The sequence below is a fragment of the Actinobacillus seminis genome (genome assembly GCF_002263215.1).
Lineage (GTDB): Bacteria > Pseudomonadota > Gammaproteobacteria > Enterobacterales > Pasteurellaceae > Actinobacillus_B > Actinobacillus_B seminis.
Genome location: NZ_NLFK01000003.1, coordinates 48,720 through 64,896 on the forward strand (window position 1 = coordinate 48,720; position 16,177 = coordinate 64,896).

A 16,177-nucleotide genomic window follows, 5' to 3' on the forward strand; every position below is an offset into this window, starting at 1 on the left:
ATGAAAATTCCTATATTCAGCAAGCCTTTAACTAAGTATTTTTTGCCTTTGTAACCGATTTTTCAAAGTCAAAAAATAGTTTGCAGAAAGATTACACGACATAAAATTAAGCATCCGCTAATTCTCGTAGCTATCGCGAGATAAGTCTAAACTACAAAAAAGTCAAGGGAATTATCCTTGCAAGTCCGCATAGCGATAGTGATATGTGTACTTGCCTAACTTATCTTATATTCTATCGTCATTGTTATAAAAAAATTAAATATGACACTCACCCAATCCCTTAAACAAGATAATAATCCTTATGATTTTTTAAAGATACCTGACAACCGAGAAGGACAAATAAACATTTTAAAAATTTTGAAGAATTTAGACTATCCTCCGAATATCCGCAAAGTGATTTATACACCAATGCGGTGGAATCGTTAAACAGCGTTATCCGCCGAGTCATCAAAAAACGCAATTATTCCCACTCAATGGTTGATTAACTTCATAACATATTGATTTATAAAAATTAATAAAATAAAAACTTATAATTTACCGTCAATTTTACCGTCATTAACACAAAGTGCATTATATTTATAATAACAATTGCAATTAACAAAAATTTTCCTAATAATAACATATAGTTGATGATAACGCATCTGTAATGTGACAGGGTTTACTTTGAGAATAAAAGGCGGACTGCCCGCCTTTACTTCTAAACCACAATATCCCCTTTCTCTTTTAAATGTCGATAAATTCTATCCAGCATGATCTGTGTCGGCGTTTTCCCTAAATCATCTTCGGTTAGCGGAGCCTCGAGAATGCCTTTCGCATTTTCGCTGTCGATCCATTTGTAACTTTCGATAATCGGTGTGAAGTCGGTTACTTGACCCTCCTCATCAACTCCTGTGCCGATAACGTATTTTGCATTAATCGCGCCATCATCTTGAATAGAATATGTAGCAATCGTTGAATACATTGGGTTTAAAATTTTATTAAATGTTGTCATAAGATTTTCCTTTGTTTGAAATAATTTAATATCATTGCCACCTTTTTCAAGGGCAACAACTGATGGCTGAGAGATACTTAATGCTTCTGCCATTTGCTTTCCGGTTCAGCTGCAACTTTACTTAAAATTGCCGGTCACCCTGAAACTTTGCTTGAATTACAAACTCTTTAATTACTGACCGCACTTTGAAAGTGCGGTTTGTTTTTTAGAGTGGCGTTATCGTTTTGCTTGATAACATCATCAATTCTATGATTAGCTTAAACTGAGGATAATGTCTAGGATATGTATTATAACGCTTAGATAAATAAGCAGAAACATTTAATGTATATTCTGTATTTTTTTTAATACTCCACCATCTTCAAATACCTCGGGAACATTTGGTGTTATGGTACGTACAACATTTCTCGATTTATGGTATTTATAGTATATTCCGTTTTTTCCAGATGATTTTGTTTCGTAATAACCATCCGGAATAGTATCTTCAATGTAAATATAACGATCTACCGGTGCCGGATTGATTTTAAATTTAATAACATGTTCATAATAGTAATGAGTTTCCTCATAACGATAAGTATCATATTTTCCAGTTTCTTTAGATTTAAAAACAGCTCTCTCAAATACATTCCCACCAATTAACTGTGTTACTTCCAAGGCTCCGGTAAATTTACCCGTTGCAGACTCGAAATATGCACTTTTTATTGTTGTTCCGCTTATCGTTCCCCCATTAATGGTTGTTCCGCTTATCGTTCCCCCATTTATCGTTGTACCGGATATACTCCCCGCGGTCACTGCTCCTAAATTCGCACTAATCGCGGATAAACTGTTGATATTTAATTTATCCGCAGTGAGCGACTTAGACACAATATGTTCCGCATTGACCGAGTTAGCAGACAAATGCCGCGTAGCAATGGCGCCGCCGGCGATTTCCTTTGCGGTTATCGTATTGGCTGCAATTTGTTGTGCAGTGATAGTGTTAGTAACAATCGAGCCACCGTGTATCGCTGTCACGCCGGCATTCTGCCATGCGCTAGGTTCTTTGGTGTATTGCGTGCATTCTTCGAGCATGGGGCGGGCAACATAAACCTCAGGGTTGCTTTGCGTCTGTTGGTTTGCCCTGACGATCACTTCCACATAACCGCTTTCCGGACAGCGAAATTTAACAAAATTTCGTGAACTTTGATTTACTCCATGTTCAAATGAACCTGCGTTAGTGATGCTTTTGCTTGCAACAGCTTTAACATAACCACCTGTAGTGTTAAGTTCTTCAACTAATAACATTGCTCCGCACCGGTAAGAATTCACATAGGCACTAAAAATGTACCATTGGTTAGGAATTAAACGAATTTTTTGACGACATACATCAGCCCATTGATTTTTAGCTTGGCTGATGGTTTCAACAAAGGTCAATTTAATTAACCGCTCTTCGCTGCTCAAGGCGTTTTTAAGCGTCCAAGATTCGTCTCCTTGTTTTACACACCTCCGCTTTATCTTACCGCCGTTATAGTTCCCGTTTGAGCTTTCCCAACCGTAAGCTAGATTGGCAAATATCGGATTTAATAGTAAATTCCCACCTAGCCCTATCGCCAATTTATCCGCCGTTAATTCCCCGGCTGCAACATGATTTGCTCGGATTGCTCCTGCTGCAATAGTGGCGGTAGTAACTGCGTTCGCGGCTATTTTACCGGCGACAATGGCACCAGCTTGTATTGCATTTGCACCTACGCTATTTGCACTTAATTTTTCGGCTGTGATAGCACCTGCTGAAATCTTAACTGCGGTAATAGCGTTTGACGCAATATTATCAGCTACAACAGCGTTAGTTGCAATTTTACCTGCAACAACAGCTCCAGACTGAATTGCATTTGAACTAATAGCATTAGCTTGGATTTGGCTTGCCCCTACACTTCCAGATTGTAAGTGTGTAGCCCCAATTGCTCCAGCTTGTATTGCATTCGTACCGATGCTATTAGCTGAAATCTGATTAGCCGAAATCGTACCGGTTAATTTTGTTGTAGGTATAGACGCTAATTGTGATACTGCAATTGTACCAGTAATCTTATTTGCGCTAATTCCTTGTAATTGACTGTCTGTCAATTGACCCCTTAATTTCCTGGTAGGAATGGTTGGCATATTTGTTAATGAGAGCGTACCAATGACTTTAGTCGCATTAATAGACTGAATTTGTTCATCGGTCAGTTTACCGGCTAAATTGGTAGTCGGTATTGGCGCGAGTTGCTCCGGTTGAATAATACCTTTAATCTCATTGGCAAAGACTTCTCCACTATCTGCAACGTAAACCGTGCCATTCCATGTGTACAACTTGCCATCTACGGTGTTGTGTACTTGGCGATAGCCTAGAAAGGTATTAACATCCAATCCGTTAACAGTTTTTATCATCTCGAGATGGCGCGCCGGCAAGGCGCTATCAATCACTTCGTCAATGATATTTTTAGTCAATTCTTCATTAAATTTTTCTAATCTTGCGTCTAAATCGACCGCACTTTCGCCTTTAATTCCTTGCTCTTGATAGAATGGTCCATTATTCACACCGCGCACATGACGTAGCCAATAATAGCGCGTTTGCTGTGCGCCGACCGAATGTGAATAGAGTTTACTCAGCACTTTAGCGACTTTGGTTGCATTGGCAAAATTCGTGTCTTCACTGGCAAAGATTTCTGTGTAGGTGACATCATCTACCCAGTCCCACTCAATAGTAATTTCACCTAATCCACCAGTAACTAAAACGCCGGTTGGTACCGGTGGTTTGTCAATGGTAAAAGCGGTTGTTTTCTCACTAACAATTTGACCATTTTTGTTTTTAGCGTAAATGGTTACGGTATATGCACCATTCAGTAAATTCTCAAAAGAAATATTCGGATCAGTTAATCCACGTCGATATTCAAAGAAATTACCGTCTTTGAAAATGCGCACATCAAATGCCACTTCACCGTCGCCGGAACCGACATCAACAGTTACATATAATTTACCGTCATAGCCGGTCTTAGCGCTAACATCATTAATCTGTGGCGCATGATAGACGGTTTGAGTCGTCGGCACAAAGTGCGCACTTTTATCTACAATCGCTTCTTTTTGCGGTTCGTGTTGAAGAGCTGTAATGCTATAACTGCCGTCGTCATTTTCAGTAATGCCTATCGCACGGTAAAGCTGAGTAGAAACGGTTGGCGTTTTTAGTACCCAATCATTCATTGGCTCAAGCCCTGTTGGAACTGTTGCCAAGGTAACTACGGCTTTGTTTTTTCTATCTACACTGGAAATTGCCACTTTTACAACTTTCATTTCATCGTTGAGGTAGCTCAAATAGCTATTACCTGAAATTTCAATAGGCTGATCAAGCGTAACCACTTTACCATTAACCGCTACTACACGACCGCCAAGCGTTTTTCCTGCGTAATCGTTATCAGCGACTTCGATAATATCCCCCGGTAAATGTAATAAACCTTGGCGACCAACGCTAAATGTAATGGTACATTGTTCCAGTAGCGATGTGGCTAAAATCCATTTACCCCAACGGTGGGCTTGCCCTCGGCTTGTTGTGGCGTAAGCGGTCATTTTTTTGACGTTGTAGCCGTAACGGTCAATCATTAAATCATCAGCGACATATTCCACCGCTTTTTGATACATATTGCGTTCATCAGCATATTCGACTTCTACGGCAGTATAGATAGATTTCATCGCCGCATACTGGCGAGAGAATTTACCGTCGATAACATTTGCTTGGCTATAAGTACAAACCGGATCGGTTGTACGGTCTTGAATTGCCGTGAATTGCGTGCCGTTCCATAAGGCAATCGCGCGAAATACCGATGCCATATCAGAAAGCACTTCATAGGCGGAACGTTGATCGGTCAGCCATAAGTTAGCCGTCATTCGCGGTTCTTTGCCACCGTAACCGTCATCAACCAATTCGTCACAGTATTTGGCAATTTGGTAGAGCTGGAATTTATCTAAGCCATAATCGCCCACACGCTTACCTAATCCGGCCAAAGGGTCGGTTACTAAATCGTAAAATACCCAAGCCGGGTTATTTGTCCACGCTTGTTTCCAATCGCCTTTCCAAAGTGCGGTCGAGTAGGTGCGAGTTTCAGGATCGTAATTGCCGGGTACTTTAACCAAACGCCCATAAAGCAAGAAATTCACATTTGGAAAAGTTGGGTTATAGCGGGAATCGGTTTTAATGCCAACCAATGCCATATTTGGATATGACAATTTGGTATCAATGATTTCGGTATAACTTACCCAGTTTGTTGTATTTTGTAAGCGTTGGCTTTTAGAATCCGTTGTTGTGCGCTCTACAGTAATAGTGAAAGGGCGTTCAGGTAAATGATCAACAATGTAGCTTCGATAAAAGCGAGATGATGATTTACCGTTAATTTCATAAGTTGCACGCGGCAATCCGTTGATCAAAATACGGAACCAAACCGATGTGCCGTTAGTATCCCCCTTATCGTTTTGCTCATAGAGAGCATTTACCCCCAAAGTTACACGCAAACGGGTAACGTCAGGATCGGTAACGGTTCGAGTAATTGGCGTAGTGTATTTCACTTCGGTGTTAACCGATACTTCACGCTCTGACATTTCAAAGCCTTGTAATGGGGCTTGGTCTTGTGTGCCTAATGTGAATGACACTTCGGTATTTTTAAAGTTGAAACTGGCTTCATCGTTATCATCAATACCATTTTCATTTTGAATTGGCGTATTGTCAAAATAGGTTGATTTCCATTTGTTTACCGGCCCTTTAATCGGACCTAATGAAATCAAGCCAATCGCACGTAATCGCTGTGCTGATTTAAGACTATCAGGTGCTTCGTGTGGTGTGCGTGCTGAACCTTGTTTTTTACCGCCCATACATACCTCTTAAAAACAGAAAACCGCCTGTAAACAATGCTTACAAGCGGTCAAATTTATTCAGAATTTTGCTAATTATTTAATGTTTAAACATCATCAAAGGTTTCGATCCCTTGTGAAATCAATACAAGGCTTGTCATCATCTTGCCGTAAAGTAAAGGAATCGGTCTGCCTTGCGGAGTTAAGTTACGGATGTTACTAAATGATGTGCTTTGTTTTTTCTCACCTTCGTTCACTCCGCTAGGCATTTCAGGTGTTTTAGAGAGTAATGTAACTGCACCGCCGGCCATCATTGCAGCACCCGCTGCGAAATAAGCCCAACCAGCGGCACCGCCTACATACCAAGAAGCAGCAACAAGCACAACACCAACCACGATATTCACAATTCCTCCAACATTTTTACCGGCTCCAACAATCACCGGTGTGAAATGAATGGAAGATCTGTCATCAAGGTCAATCATCGGGTTAGTTTGTAGCTGATCATTGTTTAAGTAATTCTTACCAATCCGCACTTTGTAATAACCATTACGTAAATGTTCACGCAAACCTTGAATTTGGGTAAGCAGCCCACTCATTAATTCACGGAAGTTACTTACTTCAAGTTCGAATGGTCGATCGCTAAATCGTTTGAGATCGCCGTGAAATGTAATTTTTGCCATTGTGAATGTCTCCAAATTGAGTGTGTGGATTTAAGCCAAAAGCCGTCATAAGGCACTCGTGCTGATAATCGCCCCTCGCTGTGATGAATCATCATTTGATTACCAAGGTAAACGCCGGCGTGATTGCCTACATCCGCTCCTACCTGAATTAAAATGATATCGCCAAGCTGTGGATCTTCATCAAAAGGAATTTTTTCAAATCCGCAACGAGCCAAGCCCTCTTCATATAAATTAGCATGATCAAACCACTCAAATTCGTAAGTGGATTGATCGGGCAATTCAATACCTGCCAACATATAACAATCAAGAATGATATTACGGCAATCCTGTTTATTATTTTCAAATTGACGACCAATCAGCGGTTCAATAGGGCGGAACTGTTTAATATCGTTATCTACTACCAGCCAAAAATCTAATTGTGTACGGAGCTGACATTCTCTGTCTGCTGTTGATAAATACGGCAAGCCTTTTTCTGTTGCGGAATCGGGGTGCGAATGAACCAACGCCACAATATGCCCCAGATCTTTAGCTTGAATAAAGTCATCCGGCGAAATTTCAAAGAACTTGATCGGATCATCTGCTACGTTTTCACAAGGGAAATAAATCAACTGCCCATACATATATTCAGAAACAACAAAACCGCAAGATTCTTGCGGTTCATATTGTTTGGAGTAAGCTAGAATTTCTTTTTTTAATCGGTCATCAATTTGCATTTTAATTTCCATATTGTGTGGTGCTAGGGAAACCGCCAAAGGGTAAGACGGCATTTTCGCCAAAACGCAGCTTACAGCCACGAATGCAATGTGAGCATTTATCTTTTTTACGGTCGGTGGTTGGCTTATCAAATTCATCTGCAACTGGACCGCCTGTGTAACCGCATTGTGCGGAGCGATATTGCCAAATACACACATCAGAAGTAATCATTAGTAGCGGAATTTTGGCGTTATCGGTTTCCGCTGGGGAAGCCAGTTCAAAGGTCGCTTGTTCATCATCAAGGCTTTTAAGTTGCTCAATAATGAAGTAACTTACTGCTTCTTGTGTCGGATCAGCTTTACTGTTTTTGTTACCTGTAAAATTACGAGCATCAAGGAATTGAGCATACACCAAGCGGCGAGTGACTTTACCGCCAACGCCTTGCCCAAAGTTGGCAGCAATGCCGGTAATAATGCCATACAAGTTGGAAACTGTAAGCGTAGGGCGTGAACTTGGACCTTGCCCGTTGATTTCGAATCCGTCAGCCTTAATTGGATAAGCTTGGTATTCATTGCCTTGCCACCAAATATTCGCACGGCTTTGACTTACACCATTATGGAATCGATACAACTCACCGCTATTGCCATTGCCGTTGGCAATATGGCGTAAATCAATTTCCCATAGCTCAATCAATGCCCCTTGTTCCAGTTTTGGCAATTCTTGAGCCATTTTTGACGGTAGATCTTTTGGCATATTCTTCTCCAATAAAAAAGCCCCGATGAAATTCATCAGGGCAAATTGTTTGCAGCACCAATACCGCTTGTAATTCTTGGCTACAAGCGGTTGGATTTGGTCAATTTTTTTCAAAATTAATTTGGTAAGGCAAGGCGATAATGGCTTTCTAGCACTTTCTCGCCCTTATTTAGCCAATGATTAAATTCGACTCTCACACCGTAAGCCAGTGAAGCGATGTCATTTTTCTGCCAACGCTCCAAACCTAGCATTTGGTGTAGTTGTCGGTGGAATGGCTCGACTTGTTCCGCAAGTCGTTTCGCCAATCTAGTGTGTTTCATTATGGCTTCAAATACGTCTGCAGAAATTTGAATATCGTTATTGGCTTTCGGCTCATCAATAATCAGCTCGCCCTCAAGGTAAATTTTATGGATATATTCGACCGCTTGCGGAAGTTGTTCAGCGGTTAAATCTTCGATACTTTCCACATTGAAACGTTGATGAACAAGATTGTATGCTTCGTTGTACATTAACGCCTTTTTACCCACCAGCATATTTACTGCATTTCGCAATCCTGTTCTTTGGTCTACTGTGGTTTTACGCTCTGCTTTGCCAAAGTGCCAGTAGTTGTAGAGTGCCTCAAAACACTCTTCTTGGTAGCGGATCACTTTTTCTTTTAAATCTGCCCGCACTTTTTCGGGGTTAATGCTAAATAGCCAGCCGTTGAGTTTTTTGATTGGCATACAAATCATCTTTTGTAATCCGCCATTTGTAGGCATAGAGATATCTCTACACCCGAATTTATTACCTGATTTACTGAGTTTTTGTTGTTGTCCGCCCCAGTCTAATCCCATAGCTTCAACGATAGGTTTAACCGCAGTATAGATAATATCTTCGACTTTTAAAGTAATAAGATCTGAACCGTGAAAAGAGATTGTTTGAGTAGTGATTTGATTAGACATAAGTCTGCTCCTGTTTGTTTTTTTCTAAGTTTTACCCTATTTTATAGGGTGCCGAGAGGTTAGAAAACCGCAAACAGACGGTCGGGATTATTTCCCCAAAGGGTATTGTATTCTCCGCCCTCTCGACATTGAGCCTGTACAATCTTTTTCTAATGGCAGGAAAAAGATCGCAAAATTTAGACACAAAAAAACCGCTTGTCTGACGGGTGCGGATTGCCGCTGTTTGTTTAGGTTTCTACGCCTTGAGAAGAATATTACTACTGAAATTTTTAAAAGTCAAATAAAAAATAGGTCGTTTTATTCCTTGACCAGAAATATAAAACGACCTATAATATTCTTGTTTTCGCAATACTGCGGAAACGAGCTGGGTGCGACCTTCAATCCACCCAACTTTGAAGAGGATAACACAATGTTTAAATACATTATCCTAGTTATCATCTTATTAGTCATTAGCCTGCCAGCGTACTAATTTGATGATAATTCAACGAGAGGGGGAAACCTCTCTCGTTCTTCAAAATTAATTATGGAGAATATTTATGGCAAAGTCAACCGCTGAAATTCAAAAACGCTCTGATGATAAGCGTGGCGTAAAAACCAAATCCTTTAAAATTAAAAAAGACATTTTCGATCTCGTCGAAAAAATTAGCCTTGAACGGGGTCTTGCTCAAAATGCAATGATTACTGAGGCTATTTTGCTTTACGCTGAAAAATATGGCATTCAAACTGACTGCCAGTAAAAACTAACCGCACTTTGTGCGGTTAGATTTGTGTGAGTTTTGGTAGTTCTGTAAGCGGTAATTCAATTTGCATTTTATCTTCCATAATGCGGATCACACCTTCTAATACCGGCTTTTTGCCTTTCCATTCATTCAAGGCTTTACCACAAAAGCTCGCAAGCTGTTTTTCGGCTTTATGTTCGCCAATGGCTTGATAGTATTGTTCAAGTAAGGTTAAGCCATTTTGACTCACTTGTTCCGCCATTGCATTAAAGGCTTTGATGTAAGAAATCTTAATCGCCATTGCTTTCTTGGTTTTGTAGCCCATTACCAGCAACATAAAGCCGTCTTTGGTCATCTCGAACATTGGGCGTTTTTCACCCTTTTTGTCGATATATTCAACCAAACCAAAATTGGTTCGGTTAAATTCCTCGTCACCATTTTCAAGAATTTCACGAATATCACGGATAACATGGTGATGATATTTGCCAAATACTTTTGCCACAATCTCTGATGTGGTAACTGCTTTGCGGTCTTTAACTTGAATGAACTGTTTAAAATTTTCAGGGTTTGCTAATTGCATAATTTGTCCTTTTGTAAAATTTAGATAATAAAAAACCCGACCATTTCTGATCGGGTTGGGATTGTTTTATTCGTGGGTTACACAACTTCTTCAAATTCACAAGTAAATATTGTGTGTGTTTTCCCCACTTGTCGAGGGAATTTAGTACATACCACCTTCACTAACTCGCCACCAAGAGCGATATCTTTAAAATAAAAGGCACGAACTCCGCCGTGTTCTTTCATAAAATTGCGGAATTGTGCCGATTCTTTGTTTTTTATTTTGTAGGTTACGGAATACTTACGCAGTAGTGTATTAATTCCATCTTCCATTCGTTGCTGATAGCCGTTACCATACTTCAGCACTTTTCGTCGTGGTTCTTCTTCCACGGTATAACCCGGTTGAGGACACCACGACAGCGTTTTTAATGCCATATTGACCACCTATGCGAGTAAACCGCCGGGACGTCGTTGCTTTTTCAATACTTCAAGCACATTAGCCTGAATAGCCATAGCAAGTTCTTTCCCTTGTGCCGCTTTTTGTTCTGCTGTAATGTTTTCATTTCCGTTACTGTCAATGTTGATCGTAATCGATACTTCATTACTTTGAGTGTTGTTACTACTATTGAACAAACCATCATAACTGCCTGATTTACCGCCAACGTGACCACCACCGGCGAATTTTGGCAAACGTCTTTGGTTAAGCGCATTTAAGAAACCTACACCATAATGATCCACACTACGAGATGTCATCACAAATTCGTTATTGGATAATCTGGCAAGAATAGAATCACTTGTACCGGTTCCGGGTCCTTGAACATGACCACCTTTCGCAAAAGCAACACTGGTAATTTGAGAAAGCACATTCACACCGGCAGCGGCAACTGAAGCCATATTCGCAAATTTCTGTACCGGCGTAAGTGCGGTAGGATCAGCCATAGCTTGGGCAATCGCTTGTGAAAGTTTCACACTCGCTTCGGCAATCGCAAAAGCCTTTGATACGGCAAACATTGCTTTGTAAGAAGTAGACTGCTTACCAACATAACCTGCCATGATATTAGCCATTTCACCAAATGCACTGTTCATTATTGAAGTTGATTGGGAATAATAATCTAATTCTGTCTGACGTTGGCGGTTTTGATAATCAGCAATGATTTGGCTTTTACGTTGCTGAAATTCTTCTTCCTTGATGAGTTTTTGCTCGTAAATAGATTGTAAAAATGCCAGTTCTTGCGTTTGTTGATTTTCAAGATTTTGATTTTTATCATAGCGTCCGCGAATTTGTGCCACCGGATCGACCGCACTTTGTGAACGTTGTTCAGCAAATTGAATTTCTGCACTTTGTGCCGCCCTCTGCGCTTCTTGGATATTCAAAATCCCTGCATTTTGCAGTTGCCTGATCACTTCAAGTTCTTTTTCAAGAGCATGCGTTGCCGCTTTTTCAGGGCTGTATTTATCCGCTAATTCTTGGCGTTGTTGCTGAAATTTTTTAGCAATTTGTAATTTAGCCTGCTCGACTTCCTGTTGCGTTGCTACACCTGATTTTGCGTAATCAGCCAAGCGTTTTAAGGTACGCCGTTCTTCCGCTTCTATTTCTTGATAAGTAGATTGGCTTTTTTTCGCCAGCTCATCATAAAAACTTAAGAAACTATCACGGCTGCTTTCTTGACGTGAACTCCCGGTTTTTTCAAAGGTTTGGGTTTGCTGCTCCGTGGCAAACATGGCATCCAGCTGTTTACCCATATCCAGCATGGTTTGTAGCTGTTGCGCAGATAAATTAATAGCCTGTGCGGCGCTTTGTGCTGCATCCACATCACCGTTTGCTATCGCATTTAATACTTTTGAATATTCTGAACCTGCTGCTCCCAAGGTGTCATACAACCCTGCAAGAATGAAACTTGCCTTAGCATGTCCTTTATTCTTCAATGTCAACACTTCAAGGCGTTGTTGCATGGTTTGTGAACGTTCTTTCAGCTGTTTGATCGCCTTATCAAAATCAAGTGCGGCGACGGTTGCTGTATTAGTGCTATTTGCAGTGTTATCAAAAGATGTCGGTAAATTTGCAATAATGCGTTCAGCGACGTCCGCATCAGCACCAAGTAGTTTAAATTTTTGACGAACATCATCTAAAGTTTTACCTGAACGCAACATTTTTTCGCCTAGCGGAGAAAGCATTTTTTCTAATGCGTCTTCGGCTTTTGCCGCATTTTCTTGTACGGTTTGAATTTGGTTATTTAACTTTTCAAGTTCTTGTTCATCTATCTCGCCGCCAACTTGAAAACCTTCAAAATCCGTTCCGATTTGTTTAGTCGCAATCCCTGCTTTTATTTTTTCAATTTCAGCGTAGTATTTTTTGATGTTATCAAGCTGTTCTGTAATTTTTAGAGACAATGCAGCTTCACTAAGCTGATCGTAACTTTCTGCTAAGAGCTGGTTAGCATTTGCTGTATCTAACGCCCATTGTCTAGCATCATGAGCTTTATTACTAAAATACATTAATGCTGTGGCGGCAATCATTGCAGCACCTGCCGGACCGCCCAATAACGCCATGACGCTACGCAATCCACGTGCGGCTGTCGCGGCTAAATTCGTTGCGGTCGCAAGGTTGCGTTTTGCGGCGGCTTCTGCGTTGTTCAATGTAATAATTTGCGCTGCCTGTACTTTCATTTGCTCACGAATAGCCGCACGCGTTTTTTTCAGATTGTGCCAACTGATATTGTGCATTCAAAGTTGCCATTTCTGCTTGTGCAGCAGTTCGTATTGCTGTTGCTTTGGCTAAAATAGCTTGAGCCTCACGAGTATGAGCGATTACATTTTTCGCACTGTTAACACCGGTTTTAAGTAGTTCATAAGAATATTTGGAGACTTGACCAATAGCTAGCGCACCACCAAAAGTTGATGCAACAGTGATTAATGTTCCTAAATTATTGGCGACCAACTCAATAGTATCTGCGAGCTTTTGCGTTACACCATAGCTATTATCGACTTCGCCAACAAACTTTGTCATTGACGTTTCTAAGGTGGTAAACGCCATAGAAACGGTTTTGACACGTTTCTCGAAATCTTTGTCGATAGATGTTTTTACTTTTTTTAGCGCGTCAATAATCTTTGAGATCTCAAGTTTGCCATTTTTTCCCATGTCTCGCAAAGCACCAACGCTCACGCCTAAACCATCAGCGATAGCTTGCGCAAGTGCCGGTGTTTGTTCCATTACGGAATTGAGTTCTTCACCACGTAATTGTCCCGCAGCCATTGCCTGCCCAAATTGCATTAATGATGCTTGAGCTGACGCCGCACTAGCTCCTGACATTGCAACTGTTTTTGCTACAGTTTCAGTTAGTTCTGCCACATCAGATTGAGATATTCCTAATCTTTGTGCATTTTTAGCAAAGCGTTGATATACTTCCGACGTTGACCCTAATGATTGGTTAGTGCGTAAAGCAATATCAAATACGGTTTCCGTAGCTGCTGCCATTTCAAGTTGAGAATTTGTCACAAGGCGCATGCGGTTTTGTAATTCGGTGTAACCGTCCATCATCGCGATAGTTTGTCTTGCAAACTCTTGTATTCTTCCTAAATTCTCAAAACGAAACCCCCACTTTGTCGTTGAATTAATGTTATTCGCTGCTTTTTCGATATTACTTAAATATTGCGTAGTGCGCTCTGAAAATTGTCGAGCTTTTGTTTGTGCTTTCGATAAGTTAACTTCAAATTGCTTGGCAAATTTTAGTGTTTGTTGATTAGATTTGTTTAACGCATTTTGAAATTGGACTGTTTCCAAATTCAAGTTGATAGACAGAGAGCCTAGCGACATTATATCCTCCAAAATAAAAAGCTCGCCAATATGCGAGCTTTTTATCTAGTCGTGGGAGGCAAGGCCAAAAAAAAAAAAAAACCTATCCCCTGTGTGCCTTGCCTCCCACGACTGCAAGCACACCAAGAATAACCTTCCAAATTATACCTGTTATCACACCTGCTAAGATTAAAAGGATAAAAATAGGAATGATAATAAATAAAACAATTACGGAGGTAAACGATTTAGCCAGCCAAGCGATCATTCCGATTTCTTCTCTAAACATATGCCCTCCTTATATTTTTTACTTAGTGTACGAAATTATTTCTATTTGCCAAATAAGTTTCCGACCCGTCATCCTATAAGTTGAAAGTAACGGTTTTCCCTGTTGGTAATTCAACTGATAAATTTAACACACCCCCCATTGCCTCAATGTAACGCTTAACTGATGATAATTTAATATCATTGCCACGTTTTTCAAGGGCAACAACTGATGGCTGAGAGATACTTAATGCTTCTGCCATTTGCTTTTGTGAAAGCGCTAATTCTTCACGGATGCGATAAAGTTGTAACTCCATTCGCATATCATCCGCCATAGCGTTCACTTTTGCTTGCTTTTCAGCCGGAAGATTATTCATCAGATCTTTCAATTTCACGCTCATTCAGCTATTACCTTTCTTATTATTTAAGATAGATTTTAATCTATATTAAATACAGAAGCAATAGAGAATTTAACGATTTGCCAAATAGGCCACTGAACCGTCATCTTCGTCATCTTCGTCATTTTCACTACCGCTCTTATTGTTAAAAAAAGGCATTAAATCTGTTAATGTAGTAGCTTTTTGTTTTGGATCTCGATGGATTGCCGCTAAAAGATGTGAAATTTGTGCCGTACGATAATCTTCACGCCATAGACCAAAGGGTTGTTCTTGATAAAATATTTCCCATTCGCTCAATTCTCGCTCCGGAAGTTGGTCAATTTCTTGTAAAGTTTTACCCAGCGCCAATGCGAGATTTAATTGAAATCGGCGCCGGTTGGTGAGTTTTTTGGCGTAATACCTACTAATGCTTGACTGAATTGCTCAAAAGTCGATTTATCCAGCTTAGATAACGCATCTAAATCTCCTTTTTTATTTGGATCAAAAAGGTTATTGCCATTTTCATCACAAAGACGAGCAGCGATATTTCGAGCAATACGATAAGGATCGTAAATTTGCGCCAGTTGTTTGGTTAACTCTTCTTCATCATTGAAATTTAATTCAATACCTTGTGCTTGTGCTAAGCGGATCAACTCTTGTTGTTGACCATAAAGGGCTTTATTAAGTTCGCCAACAGTAAATTCGCGGATAAAATATTTCTCACCGTTGATTTCAAGTGCGGTTAATTTTGGGGTATTTTTTAAGAGTTTTTTACGTAAATTCATTTATGTCTTCCAACCTATAATTGTGTATAAATATCCATGTGCGGTATATATTCTCCCTAAAAAAATATCCCCCCTATATAGGGGGGGATATAACTTTTACTACAGAAGATTTTAAAATTACACCGCACTTTGTACCGGCAATAAGTAATCGCGTTTTGATTTTTTAATCGTTACGCCTGATTCAAATTTTCCTTTGACTTCACCGCTAAAGTTTGGGCCGGTTTGAATGAAACCGGTGCCATATAATGAACCCTGTTTGTTTTTCAGTATCATCATCCAAGGGAAAGTTTCTTTAGCAAAGAACTTTTTGCGAAGATCTGACTGCATTGCGGTAGCCGGAGCATAGAAAAAGGTGAGTTTAATTGAGCCATATTCAATTTCGCCCGCTTCTGTTTCAGTCCCCTCCGAACACATTGTAGTGATATCTTCCTCACCTAACGTATCGCCATCGCCTTCAATGTTCTTAATAGCACAGAAGTTTGATGACCATTTCACAACGGCTACTTTCGCAGTAGAAAAATCAGTAGGTTTATCTTGTGCTGTCCAGTTCACTTCATCAGCAAATGTCAAAACATCTGTTGCTACTGTTTTTACAGGGTAATAGCCATCAAGCGAGCCTAAGCCTGTAATTTTTACAAAATCACCGACCTTAGCTCCGTGACCTGTTGCTGTAATGGTTGGAGCCGGCGAAACTGTACAAGCTGTAATGGCTTTTTCAGTCGTTAAACCGGTACCAATATAGAATTTTGTTCCCTGAAATGGGGTGGTTTGTGTTGCCATA

General features: G+C 40.3%; 16 protein-coding genes and 1 pseudogene. 2 read left to right on the top strand and 15 right to left on the bottom strand.

Features of this window, described 5'->3' with window-relative positions; translation table 11 throughout:
* Positions 1 to 363: 363 nt before the first annotated feature.
* Positions 364 to 461: pseudogene (locus CFY87_RS12660) on the top strand (transposase); the annotation flags it as partial.
* A 236-nt stretch (positions 462 to 697) separates the two neighbouring features.
* On the opposite strand, the gene CFY87_RS12665 reads toward CFY87_RS12660, so the two are convergent.
* The 6 genes from CFY87_RS12665 to CFY87_RS03640 form a co-directional block, all read right to left on the bottom strand.
* Positions 698 to 1,084 (bottom strand): hypothetical protein, encoded by a 387-nt coding sequence (locus tag CFY87_RS12665; RefSeq protein WP_419670241.1) that lies wholly within the window; start codon positions 1,082 to 1,084, stop codon positions 698 to 700.
* Between the two features lie 225 nt (positions 1,085 to 1,309).
* Positions 1,310 to 5,857, bottom strand: a complete 4,548-nt coding sequence (locus CFY87_RS12130) for a TipJ family phage tail tip protein (RefSeq protein ID WP_236757341.1) — start codon at positions 5,855 to 5,857, stop codon at positions 1,310 to 1,312.
* Between the two features lie 86 nt (positions 5,858 to 5,943).
* Positions 5,944 to 6,432: a tail assembly protein gene (locus CFY87_RS03625; protein ID WP_094945920.1), complete on the bottom strand. Its 489-nt coding sequence runs from the start codon at positions 6,430 to 6,432 to the stop codon at positions 5,944 to 5,946.
* Positions 6,433 to 6,449: 17 nt separating this feature from the next.
* The gene (locus tag CFY87_RS03630; protein ID WP_094945921.1) at positions 6,450 to 7,229 is read right to left on the bottom strand and encodes a C40 family peptidase; all 780 of its coding nucleotides are present in this window, start codon (positions 7,227 to 7,229) and stop codon (positions 6,450 to 6,452) included.
* 1 nt (position 7,230) lies between these two features.
* Complete coding sequence (locus CFY87_RS03635) at positions 7,231 to 7,962, bottom strand: phage minor tail protein L (protein WP_094945922.1); 732 nt, start codon at positions 7,960 to 7,962, stop codon at positions 7,231 to 7,233.
* A 116-nt stretch (positions 7,963 to 8,078) separates the two neighbouring features.
* Positions 8,079 to 8,903 (bottom strand): phage antirepressor N-terminal domain-containing protein, encoded by an 825-nt coding sequence (locus CFY87_RS03640; protein WP_094945923.1) that lies wholly within the window; start codon positions 8,901 to 8,903, stop codon positions 8,079 to 8,081.
* 536 nt (positions 8,904 to 9,439) lie between these two features.
* On the opposite strand from CFY87_RS03640, the gene CFY87_RS03645 reads away from it, so the two are divergent.
* The gene (locus CFY87_RS03645; RefSeq protein WP_041605059.1) at positions 9,440 to 9,640 is read left to right on the top strand and encodes a hypothetical protein; all 201 of its coding nucleotides are present in this window, start codon (positions 9,440 to 9,442) and stop codon (positions 9,638 to 9,640) included.
* A 22-nt stretch (positions 9,641 to 9,662) separates the two neighbouring features.
* Here the strand turns inward: CFY87_RS03645 and CFY87_RS03650 are convergent, their stop codons facing one another.
* From CFY87_RS03650 to CFY87_RS03685, 9 genes are all read right to left on the bottom strand, one after another.
* Positions 9,663 to 10,202 (bottom strand): Rha family transcriptional regulator, encoded by a 540-nt coding sequence (locus CFY87_RS03650; RefSeq protein WP_094945924.1) that lies wholly within the window; start codon positions 10,200 to 10,202, stop codon positions 9,663 to 9,665.
* A 77-nt stretch (positions 10,203 to 10,279) separates the two neighbouring features.
* Complete coding sequence (locus CFY87_RS03655) at positions 10,280 to 10,615, bottom strand: phage tail protein (RefSeq protein ID WP_032844556.1); 336 nt, start codon at positions 10,613 to 10,615, stop codon at positions 10,280 to 10,282.
* Positions 10,616 to 10,624: 9 nt separating this feature from the next.
* A complete protein-coding gene (locus CFY87_RS03660; RefSeq protein ID WP_236757342.1) occupies positions 10,625 to 12,904 on the bottom strand; it encodes a coiled-coil domain-containing protein in 2,280 nt (759 codons plus the stop codon).
* Positions 12,852 to 13,994: a tape measure protein gene (locus tag CFY87_RS12135; protein WP_236757343.1), complete on the bottom strand. Its 1,143-nt coding sequence runs from the start codon at positions 13,992 to 13,994 to the stop codon at positions 12,852 to 12,854. Before CFY87_RS12135 ends, CFY87_RS03660 begins: the two co-directional genes overlap by 53 nt.
* Before the next feature lie 82 nt (positions 13,995 to 14,076).
* Positions 14,077 to 14,259 carry a hypothetical protein gene (locus tag CFY87_RS03665; RefSeq protein WP_094945925.1) on the bottom strand — a complete coding sequence of 61 codons (183 nt, stop codon included), beginning with the start codon at positions 14,257 to 14,259 and terminating at the stop codon, positions 14,077 to 14,079.
* 73 nt (positions 14,260 to 14,332) lie between these two features.
* A complete protein-coding gene (locus tag CFY87_RS03670; protein WP_094945926.1) occupies positions 14,333 to 14,635 on the bottom strand; it encodes a helix-turn-helix domain-containing protein in 303 nt (100 codons plus the stop codon).
* Positions 14,636 to 14,704: 69 nt separating this feature from the next.
* Complete coding sequence (locus tag CFY87_RS03675; protein ID WP_419670242.1) at positions 14,705 to 14,929, bottom strand: phage tail assembly protein T; 225 nt, start codon at positions 14,927 to 14,929, stop codon at positions 14,705 to 14,707.
* Positions 14,930 to 14,988: 59 nt separating this feature from the next.
* Positions 14,989 to 15,396 (bottom strand): hypothetical protein, encoded by a 408-nt coding sequence (locus tag CFY87_RS03680; RefSeq protein WP_094945927.1) that lies wholly within the window; start codon positions 15,394 to 15,396, stop codon positions 14,989 to 14,991.
* A 117-nt stretch (positions 15,397 to 15,513) separates the two neighbouring features.
* Entirely contained in the window at positions 15,514 to 16,176 is a 663-nt protein-coding gene (locus tag CFY87_RS03685; protein ID WP_094945928.1) for a hypothetical protein, read from the bottom strand.
* Position 16,177 lies beyond the last annotated feature (1 nt).